The sequence below is a fragment of the Enterocloster sp. 210928-DFI.2.20 genome, from assembly GCF_020554465.1.
In the GTDB taxonomy this organism is placed as follows: domain Bacteria; phylum Bacillota; class Clostridia; order Lachnospirales; family Lachnospiraceae; genus Enterocloster; species Enterocloster bolteae.
The window spans coordinates 71699-81636 of the sequence record NZ_JAJCHK010000025.1; the positions used below are offsets into that span (position 1 = coordinate 71699).

At 48.4% G+C, this 9938-nt stretch carries 11 protein-coding genes; 1 reads left to right on the forward strand and 10 read right to left on the reverse strand.

The window, feature by feature from the left end:
- Positions 1 to 5: 5 nt before the first annotated feature.
- Genes LI015_RS19855 through LI015_RS19875 form a run of 5 tightly spaced genes read right to left on the reverse strand, consistent with a single transcriptional unit; the run spans position 6 to position 5550 of the window.
- Complete coding sequence (locus LI015_RS19855) at positions 6 to 1010, reverse strand: ABC transporter permease subunit (RefSeq protein WP_195633605.1); 1005 nt, start codon at positions 1008 to 1010, stop codon at positions 6 to 8.
- Entirely contained in the window at positions 1007 to 2536 is a 1530-nt protein-coding gene (locus LI015_RS19860) for a sugar ABC transporter ATP-binding protein (RefSeq protein WP_002573159.1), read from the reverse strand. Before LI015_RS19860 ends, LI015_RS19855 begins: the two co-directional genes overlap by 4 nt.
- A gap of 18 nt (positions 2537 to 2554) precedes the next feature.
- A complete protein-coding gene (locus LI015_RS19865; RefSeq protein ID WP_002573160.1) occupies positions 2555 to 3703 on the reverse strand; it encodes a galactose ABC transporter substrate-binding protein in 1149 nt (382 codons plus the stop codon).
- Positions 3704 to 3728: 25 nt separating this feature from the next.
- Positions 3729 to 4586: a class II fructose-bisphosphate aldolase gene (locus tag LI015_RS19870; protein ID WP_002564347.1), complete on the reverse strand. Its 858-nt coding sequence runs from the start codon at positions 4584 to 4586 to the stop codon at positions 3729 to 3731.
- Positions 4587 to 4602: 16 nt separating this feature from the next.
- A complete protein-coding gene (locus LI015_RS19875) occupies positions 4603 to 5550 on the reverse strand; it encodes a carbohydrate kinase family protein (RefSeq protein ID WP_227126161.1) in 948 nt (315 codons plus the stop codon).
- Between the two features lie 205 nt (positions 5551 to 5755).
- Between LI015_RS19875 and LI015_RS19880 the strand changes: the two genes are divergently transcribed.
- Positions 5756 to 6505 carry a GntR family transcriptional regulator gene (locus tag LI015_RS19880; RefSeq protein ID WP_227126163.1) on the forward strand — a complete coding sequence of 250 codons (750 nt, stop codon included), beginning with the start codon at positions 5756 to 5758 and terminating at the stop codon, positions 6503 to 6505.
- A 90-nt stretch (positions 6506 to 6595) separates the two neighbouring features.
- Here the strand turns inward: LI015_RS19880 and LI015_RS19885 are convergent, their stop codons facing one another.
- From LI015_RS19885 to LI015_RS19905, 5 genes are all read right to left on the reverse strand, one after another.
- Positions 6596 to 7672, reverse strand: coding sequence for a 5'-3' exonuclease (locus tag LI015_RS19885; protein WP_002564350.1), 1077 nt, complete (start codon positions 7670 to 7672; stop codon positions 6596 to 6598).
- A 179-nt stretch (positions 7673 to 7851) separates the two neighbouring features.
- Positions 7852 to 8382, reverse strand: a complete 531-nt coding sequence (locus LI015_RS19890; protein WP_002564351.1) for an O-acetyl-ADP-ribose deacetylase — start codon at positions 8380 to 8382, stop codon at positions 7852 to 7854.
- A gap of 30 nt (positions 8383 to 8412) precedes the next feature.
- Positions 8413 to 8619 (reverse strand): hypothetical protein, encoded by a 207-nt coding sequence (locus LI015_RS19895; protein ID WP_002564352.1) that lies wholly within the window; start codon positions 8617 to 8619, stop codon positions 8413 to 8415.
- Between the two features lie 335 nt (positions 8620 to 8954).
- Positions 8955 to 9449 (reverse strand): macro domain-containing protein, encoded by a 495-nt coding sequence (locus LI015_RS19900; RefSeq protein ID WP_002564353.1) that lies wholly within the window; start codon positions 9447 to 9449, stop codon positions 8955 to 8957.
- A gap of 39 nt (positions 9450 to 9488) precedes the next feature.
- Positions 9489 to 9713 carry a helix-turn-helix domain-containing protein gene (locus LI015_RS19905; RefSeq protein WP_002564354.1) on the reverse strand — a complete coding sequence of 75 codons (225 nt, stop codon included), beginning with the start codon at positions 9711 to 9713 and terminating at the stop codon, positions 9489 to 9491.
- Positions 9714 to 9938: the final 225 nt, after the last annotated feature.

Sequence of the window (9938 nt, forward strand, 5' to 3'; positions counted from 1 at the left end):
CTTAATTAAGAATTTTTTCTCATATCCAGGGCCACTGCACTGCATATGATAAGTCCCTTTACAATCAACTGCCAGTTGGAATTAACTCCTATGTAGGCAAGTCCATAGCTGATAAAAGTAAATATCAGCACACCGATGATGACGCCGGATACCTTTCCCACTCCTCCGCTCAGAGATACGCCTCCCACCACACAGGAGGATATGGCATCAAATTCATATGCGTTTCCATAGGCCGAGTTGGCGCCTCCGGTCCTGGCCACTTCCAGGATACCTGCCAGCCCTACAAACATGGATTCGATGATAAATACAGTGATGATCACCTTGCTGACATTTATACCGGATACCTTGGCCGCTTCCGGATTGCCGCCCACGATATAAATGTTCTTCCCAAACACAGTCTTGTTGAGCAGAAACCAAACGCCGACAATGGCTATGACGGCGATAACCACTAAAAAGGAAATCTGGCCAAATACCTTAAAGCTGCTGAGCACAGTCAAGTCATTCCTTATGCCTCCGATGGGCTGGGAATTGTTCGGCTTCTTTGCAAAGTACAGACAGTTAATGCCGTAGACAATGGTGCTCATGCCGAATGTGGCGATAAAAGGCGCCATCTTTAGCTTTGCAATCATAAAACCGTTGACAGCTCCTATCACAGCAACCAGAACCAGGGTCATGATGACAGGAATGATAATGGGAAGTTCAGGCAGGCCAGGCCAGAACTTGTTGGAATAGTCCGCCATCTGGGACAGGGATGCCACCATAACGGCTGCCAGGCCCACCTGACGGCCGCCGGAAAGGTCTGTTCCTCCTAAGAGCAGAGCGAACATCAGCCCCAATGCACATATCATTTTAACGGCAGACTGGGTCAGTATGTCTGTCAATACTCTTATTTGCAGAAAAGAAGGTTCGATTATGATAATTCCTATAATCATGAATACCAGCACGATGATAAGAGCTTTATCCATCATGATATTCTTTATGTCTTTTGCTGTCAACTCCTTTATTTTCATACTGACACTCCTTCTTTCGTTTTATCTTCAAATTGGGTGGCGTACTTCATCACCTCAACCTGGGTAGCCTCCGTTTTGCCAAGGATACCTGTCTGCTTTCCGGCGCACATAATCATGATACGATCCGACATTCCCAACAACTCCGGCATCTCAGAGGAAACCATAATGATCGCCTTTCCCTTTTTCACTAAATCCTGCATGATTCGGTATATCTCATATTTAGCGCCCACATCCACTCCCCTGGTGGGTTCGTCCAGCATAATGACATCACAGTTTGCCAGCAGCCATCTGCCAATCAGCACCTTCTGCTGATTCCCTCCCGACAGGTTCTTGATAAGCGTTTTTGTCCCGGCCATGCGGACATCCAGATCCGTGCACACCTTGTCAACACTGGGGGACAGTTTTTTCGTATGGATGTATCCGAAAACATTGCCTGTCAGTTTCTTATAGGCAACCGTCAGGGCGTTGTCCCAGACTGACAGCATGGGAATGATTCCCGTTGCCCTGCGCTCTTCTGTCAGAAGGGCGAAGCCGTTGCGTATGGCGTCCTGGGGTGAATGGTTGACCACTGTTTTTCCGTTGACAGTCAGTTCCCCGCTTACAATTCTTCGCAGGCCGAATATGGCTTCTATGAGCTCTGTCCTCTGTGCCCCCACCAGTCCGCCTATGCCCAGTATCTCCCCCTTATGAAGGTCGAAGGACACGTTTTTAAAGGATCGCGGGTCTGCACTGGTAAAGTTCTTTACCTGCAGCATCACCTCATCTGTTCTTGCGTCCTCGCACAAAGGAAATCGCTCGTTCATCTTTCTTCCCACCATTTGGCCTATCAGCTGGTCTATGGTAATGTCCTTTATATCCCATGTGCCTATGTACTGGCCGTCCCGCATCACTGTTATCTCGTCCGCTATCTCAAATATCTCCTCCAGCTTGTGGGATATATAGATAATAGAGCGCCCTTCCTTTCTAAGCTTGTCAATGATTTTAAAAAGATGCTGTGTCTCTGCCACAGTCAGTGAGGAGGTCGGCTCGTCCATAATGATAATTTTTGCATTATATGAGACAGCCTTTGCTATCTCAATTGCCTGCATCTGTGAAACGGAGAGGTTCTTTGCAAAGGTTGTCACGTCTATATCAAAATCCAAATCCCGAAGCAGGTTCCTGGTCTTTTCCATCATCTGGTTTTCATCCACCACAATGCCTTTTGTCTGGAACCTGCCCGCCCATATATTGTCCACCACATTCCTGTAAGGAACCGGATTCAGCTCCTGGTGAATCATGGAAATGCCGTTTTTCAGCGCATCATTGGGATCTTTGATATCCATGACCCGGCCATCAATTTCAATGGTACCGCTGTCCGGATGATACAGGCCGAACAGACACTTCATCAAAGTGGATTTGCCGGCCCCGTTCTCGCCGATTAATGCATGTACACTTCCAGGCTTCACCGCAAGCTTAATATTGTCAAGGGCTTTTACTCCGGGGAAGGATTTAGACATATTTGCTATCTTCAGTCTGTATTCTTCCATCTGCATCCTCCAGATTCCTTATTCGGATTGGGCCACTGCCAGCATGTCCTCCAGGGTTGCGCTTAAATTGCTTTCATCAACAATCACATACGGTACCCATACATATTTTCCGTCAACCGTACAGTTCACGCCTACCACGTCCTCTGTGATTTCCGTTCCTGCATGTACTGCCTTTATCACATTGATGATGGCGTCAGACTGGCTCTTCCTGTCATTCAGCACAGTGCCCAGAAGGGAACCTGCCTTCATTGCCTCCAGGGCGTCGATATTAGCATCAATTCCCACGATGGGAACAAACTTCTCAGCATCCCCTGAGTTATAGCCATTGTTGATGCAGGCCTGCACCGCGCCCATAGCCATGGAGTCGTTGTTGCAGAGGACACCTTCAATCCCGTCGATTCCGTAAGCGGTAATCCACGCATTCATTTTATCCAGTGCCTGGGCCTGGTCCCAGTTGGCGGTATCGCAGGCAAGAATCTCATATTCGATTCCGTTCTTTTCCAGGGTCTCTTTATACGCATCTGTGCGAAGTGTCACATCCTGCTGGCCGATTTCTCCCTGAAGAATGACCAGAGAAAGTTTGCCGTCCCCGTTTTTATCTGCAATATCTTTATTGTCATTCCAGTAGTTAATCAGCGCCTGGGCGCACATTTCGCCTGACTGTTTGGCCTGGGCGCCTACATACCAGATGTTTTCGTAGCGGTTCATGGTATCTTCCATCGGCTCCATATTGAAGAATACAGCCGGCACGCCGTCAGCATCGCATTTCTTCATCATGTTCTCAATGCTCTCCCTGTCAGGCGCGCATATGGCAACCACATCCGTCTTTTTGCTCAGGGCCACCTCTAATTTGGAATTGGCCGTGGATACGTCATTTGCCGCGTCCTGCATATCCAGGGTGATACCGCCCGACTTTTCAGCCTCGTTCTGCATAATGATGCGGAATCCGCTCTGGAACTGGTCGTCAAAGGCCCTCCAGATAACAGTGGCCTTCATCTCTGCCTGGGCCTCTCCCTGCTGGGCGGCACTCTCTGAATTTCCGGCTGATTCACTGCCTGCCGGAGCTGCCGGCTTGGTCTCCCCCTGACCGCCGGAGCAGGCTGTTAATGTACCCATCATCACGGCTGCTGTCAACCCACATACGAATCTGTTCATGCTTTTTTTCATAAGTCATCTTCTCCTTTTTGATATATTAATCCATCAGTGCAAATTCTCTCATCTTTCCCTTAATAAACTCCCTTGCGCAGGCCTGTGAATTGACAAACATGCCTGTATTATACTTAAAGTCCGGCTTCTGCTTCATATCCTCAAAGGAATTGGCAACCGCTATCAATACATCTGTGGCAATATTGATTTTTCTGATTCCGTTCCTGATTGCTTCCTGTACCTGCTCCTTAGGTGTTCCCGAACCGCCGTGAAGCACAATGGGAACATCCACCACATCATGTATCTTTTTAAGCCGTTCAATGTTCAGATGGGGAGCCGCCACATATACGCCGTGCTGCGTCCCGATGCTGACAGCGATACAGTCAATGCCTGTGCGCTCCACAAATTCCTTTGCCTGGTCCGGATCTGTCTGGGCAGATTCAGGGTCGCCTTCCACCTTAAAGTTTCCTTCTTCTCCCACCAGCTTGCCTAATTCCCCTTCCACCGTGATTCCGTAGCAGTGGGCATAATCAGCCACCTTTTTGGTCAGCGCCACATTCTCCTCAAAGGGAAGGGATGAGCCATCTATCATGACGGAGGAATATCCGGCCTGTATGGCCTGTACGCATTCCTCATATGTACGGCAGTGGTCCAGATGAAGCGCAACAGGAACTTTGCAGTCAGCTGCCTTCATGGCTCTTTTAACCGTATCCACAGTCCCCTCAAAACCGCCCATCAAATCGCAGCAGTCCGTACCTGTGATAAAGATGACCGGAATATCCAACTCTGTACCTGCCTCAATTGCTGCCAATGCAGTTTCATAGGATACAGTCACATATGCGCCATAGGCAATGTTCCTCTCCTCAGCCATCTCCAAAATGTCTTTCATCGGTGATAATTTCATAAGTCTTCTTCTCCTTTTATTTTAGTTTTTTATGGTGATTGTATATGTACAACTCGTCTTCATAGGGCAGTATACCGCCCGCCGCCCCCATATGCTGGACACTGTGGGAAGCAACTGAGCCTGCTAATCCAGCACTTTCAAAAAATGAAAGCCCGTTGACCAGGCCGGCCATCAGCCCGGCCATAAAGGAATCACCTGCCCCCGTGGTGTCCACGGCCCTGATCCCTCTCGGGCATTCTATATACCGCTCCCTGATAAAATCTGTGGCATAGCATCCCTTTGAACCAAGCTTGATTCCAAAATAGGCAAGTCCCATGGGCTTAAAGGCGCTGCTGATGTCCGGTATCTCCCGGCATCCGGTTATGGCCGATGCTTCCTCATAGCTTGGGAAAAAAACATCTGTATAGGGCAGAACCTCCTTAAACATATCCATCCAGCAGCTGCAGACAGACCTCTGGTTAATAGCCGCATCCATGACCGTCATCCTGCCATGTGCCTTGGCCCGCCTCAGGATTCTGGCAAGTCCGCCCTGGTTCATCCGGTTAAAGCTGCAAGCAGAACCAATGTATACAATATCCGCATTCTCAACAGCCTTTTCCGGCAGGTCACTGTCATCCACCTCGTCAAAAATCGTCACATCTGACAGGAAATGCCTCTCTCCATTTTCCTCAATCAGTGCAAAACTGGATGCCGTCGCATGGACCGGGTCTGTTACCACATGTGAAACATCCATTCCCAGCTTCCTGCATTGGTCCAGAACAAACCTTCCATTCAGGTCATCTCCCACCCGTCCCGCCATGGTGACAGGAATGCCCAGACGTGATAATGCGATAGCTGTATTGAGAGCGTCCCCGCCGCAGGCCTGTATCGGTTTTTCTATCATGGTGCAGTCCCTGCTTAAGGCATCCCGGTCCACCGGCCTTAACAAAGTATCGCACACCATCATTCCAAAACTAAGCACCACCTTTTAAACCACCCCTCCTTCATCCATATGTCCGTACATACATATAATTGCACAATGATGTATATTTGTCAAGTAGTTGTGGTAAAATTATAATAAAATGTTATTTTTTCAAATTTTCCCTTGCATTTTTCACAACATGCTTTACAATATAATTGATGTTTTGTTTGTACATACATATGTATCTAACTTGAAAGGATTTTAAATTATGACCATGTTCACCAAAGAAATAAATAAAGATGTGCCCATCCCCCTTTATTACCAGCTGAAAAATATCATCAAAACAGATATTGAGAACGGCACTTTAAAGACCGGGGATACTATTCCCACTGAAATGGAAATCATGAGCCACTACAACATAAGCCGCTTTACGGTGCGCCAGGCCATCTCCGAGCTGGTAAATGAAGGTTACCTGCTGCGGAAAACCAGCAAAGGCACCTTTGTCACAGAGCCTAATAAAAAAACAAGCTTCATCAAGTCCTTTGAACCATTCCACCAGCAAATCCAGGAGCTGGGCAAGACCCCGCATACGGAACTGTTGGACATGTCCGTCATGAAACCGGATGATCGGATCAGGGAACTTCTGCGTCTTGGTACCAATGACAAGGTTATCTCCCTGTTCAGACGGCGTTTTGCGGATGCAACGCCTGTGGTGACAATCCAGAACTATCTTCCCTACAACCTCTGTCATTTTGTGCTGAGCCATGACTTTAAGGATGTTTCACTGTACAATCTCTTCATGTCACAGCCGGAAACCTGCATTGACAATACCCGAACCATTGTTTCCGCCGAAACAGCCACTCCCGAGGATGTTAAGCTGCTGGAGGTAAAGCCCGGCAGTCCCATGCTTTGCTTTAATAATATTTCCACCACCAGCGACGGTACCATAATTGACTATGCCTATGCCCATTACCGTGGGGATATGAACAAGTTTGAAATCAACGAAAGCCCCAAATAACCCATCTGCAGCATTCTTCTGCCCTTTTACCATCTAAAAACAGCGGGACCGGATTACACTTGATCCGGTCCCGCTGCTGCGGTTCACCTGTTAACTTTTCCCAAACACAGAAGCAGTCTTAATATCCAGTTTCCTGCACCACTCCTTAAGCACTTCCTCCCTGCAGCAGGATGCGGAAAAATCCTCCAGCTCAAAATCCAGGGGTATGTCGGTCTTAATGGTGGCCAGCTCCTTAGACAGCCTGGCTGCGGCTTCCCCGCACAGTTCCCCTTCCTCCCCTGTCTTGGTCAAAGATTTGTAGGGGGAACGGCTGATTCCCAGGCAGTTCTTCCAGAAGTCCTGCAGCTCCTTAAGCTGCTTCTTATCCTGCTCCGCCTCATGTATCACCTCATAAATATGTTCCACGGTGCCGTATTCTCCCAGCAAAAGCGGTGCTGCGCTGGCAACGCCGCGGACTCCCGGGATATTGTCCGAGGTATCGCCCTGGATTCCCTTCAGGTCCGTAATCTGCCTGGGCCACACTCCTTCCTCGGAATACACCGTCTCAGCCGTAAACTCAAAGGTCTTTTCCGGCAGGTTCACCGATGCCTTATCCAAGCCGTAAAGCCCGTAATACTTGTCGCAGAGCTCCTCCGCCTTTTCCTGCCTGGCCTGGACCATCCAGGCCCTTACATTATACTCATCGCTCACAAGCTGAAGGTAATCATGGTCCTTGGTCATCACCACCATGGGCACCTGCTCCCTGAATTTATAAACCAGGCTTCCCGCATAGTCATCCGCCTCATACCGGTCGCTGTAGAGCACCTTAAAACCTGCTTCCTCCAGAATCCGCTCCATCAGTACGAACTGCTGCTTAAGTGGCTCCGGTGTCCTGCTTCTGGTCCCCTTATAATCAGGATACAGCTCCCTGCGGAAGGTATCCCTTGTCTTGTCAAACACAAATGCCACATAGGCCGGCTGCTGCTTTTTCAGCAGGGAAACCACGGCCTTCAGCACCCCCATGATGCCGTTGGTATAGGTCCCGTCCGATGCGTGGAGGATTTTCCCGTAATGCTTTTCCTTTTCCTCGTCCGTCTTGGCGAACATGATTTCCCTGGGTAACACTGCATAGTAACAGGTTGACAGCAGGGATGAGCCGTCAACAATCACGAATTTTCTTTCTGACATTCTGATTCCATCTCTTTCTTACGTATTCTGTCATTGTGCGGGCCATTATGCTTACCTGCGGTGATGCCTGTCCCAGATTCCGGCAAACAGCAGGGCGGCTACAATGAATACCAGCACTATCAAGCGTTCCATCTGTCCCATATGGCTCCTCCTTCCGGAGACATGACTGTAACGGGAAGTCACAGTTTCCTCAAAACTGTATCATACACCAGTTTTGTCCTGGCGTCAAAGAGAACCCACAGAATCTGTTCCAGTTCACCCGGATACTCTGCCGCAAATTCTCTGGCAGTTCCTATGGCGGTTTCTGCTGCCAGCCCCACCGGGAAGTGGTATATACCGGTGGAGACAGAGGGAAATGCAATCCGCTTCACTCCATTTTCCAGGGCCAGCAAAAGGGAATTCCTGTAGCAGGAGGCAAGCTTCTCCTGCTCCCCGCATGTGCCGCCGTTCCACACAGGACCCACGGTGTGGATAATATACCGGCATTCCAGGTTGTAGGCCTTTGTAATCTTGGCCTGTCCTGTCTTGCAGCCGCCCAACAGCCTGCATTCATGCAGCAGTTCCTTTCCCGCGGCCCTGTGGATAGCCCCATCCACCCCTCCTCCTCCAAGGAGGGATGAGTTGGCCGCGTTGACGATTGCATCCATTCCGGTTATCTTCGTTATATCACCTAATACAGTACCTATGACTGTGTTGTTTTCATTTTTCATAGCTGGCCTCCTCTGATTTCTTTCCTTTGATTATACCATATAACCCCTCAGTCCCGACAGCAGTAATTCACCGATTTTCCCCGCTCCGCTGTCAGCCGCAAAGGTATGGACCAGACTGGCCTTATCCCTGCCAAGGATATTTTCCAGCTCTGCAAAGGAAAGCAGGCCTTTGAGGTACAGCTTTACGATTTCCATTGGTCCGCTTCCGATTTCCGCCACCAGCTCTAAATGTGTCATGATTCACCTTCTTTCTGCCTTTTTCAACCTTCCATTAAAAATGCCGGCCTAATAATATATGCAGGCTTTTTCCAGAATATTCCTGTTGGCAGCCATATCATTCCATTGAAATCATGAAAATCTTTCGCTTTCCCTATGGTAAAAATTAATCATTCCATTAAAAAAAGTCAGCTTTTTGTAAGAAACATTACGCTTCATTACATTTCACTGACTTCCGTTGCAATTCATCCTGAACTATGGTATATTCACATCAGGTCAGAAATGACGCTAGCCCGGCAGCTTCCACAGCCCCATGTTGTGGAAGCACCGGGCTCCCCCCAAAAGATTATCTATCATCATTCTTCGTATTTCCAGATTTGCACCTCACCTGAATATCCCTCAAATGTACGTTTAATAATATCCTCCACTATATTCCAGTCGCCTCCTGCGCTGCCGCATCCTATCTTATAGGGAAATGCCACTGTCTCGTTTTTGCCCCTGGCTTCCAAAAAGCTCCGGATTTCTCCCATCGCTTTTTCCAATGCGTCATAATCGGTATAGACCATCTTTTTTCTGCCGTAATCATCCTGTCCGTACAGATTGCCAATCAGAAACCAGCGTCCGTCCTTTTCCACCGGCTGGGCAGACACCCGTCCCAGCAGCTTGGATGTGTCCCCGTTTTCCTTTTCAATCCACTGCTTCGTTATCCGCTTATACGTTTTCTCCACTTCTGGAAACAGCTTCTTTACCTGTCCTGCAATACCATAGCCGAATGCGCCCTGGCAGTTCACCTGATGACACAGAATATCTGCCTTTGAATCAAATATGCTGCCATTGTAATATTGAATCATAATTTCCTCCTCTATCTCTTTCATGATGCTGTCCGCCCGTTATATCATATCCCGGTGCTCGGTCCGGCCCAGCAGATAATCCACGGAACAGCCGAAATAGTCCGCCAGTTTTACCAGTGAGACCGCGTTCGGCACGCTCCTTCCGTTTTTCCAGTCGCTGATGTTTCCCATGGATACATCCAGATCCCTGGATACCTGGCTGGTACTGCCCTTCCGCCTGATTTCCGCAAACAGATTCTTCAAGTCAATCCTTTCCTGTACCACATTTCATTCCCCCCAATTCCAGTATAAAAGTTGTGTCGGATCTATCATAAATGCTGAGAGGAAAATTGTAAATAAAAATATGCACAAAAGTCCTTCAATAATTTGTAAGTATTTCTTCAAACTCCGTCCATGAATATCATGTATAATAGTTACAATTCGGGTATTGCCCGGAATGATCTCTCGGAATCTTGAGTGATCATGCCAGCAAAACTCTGGCATTGAACT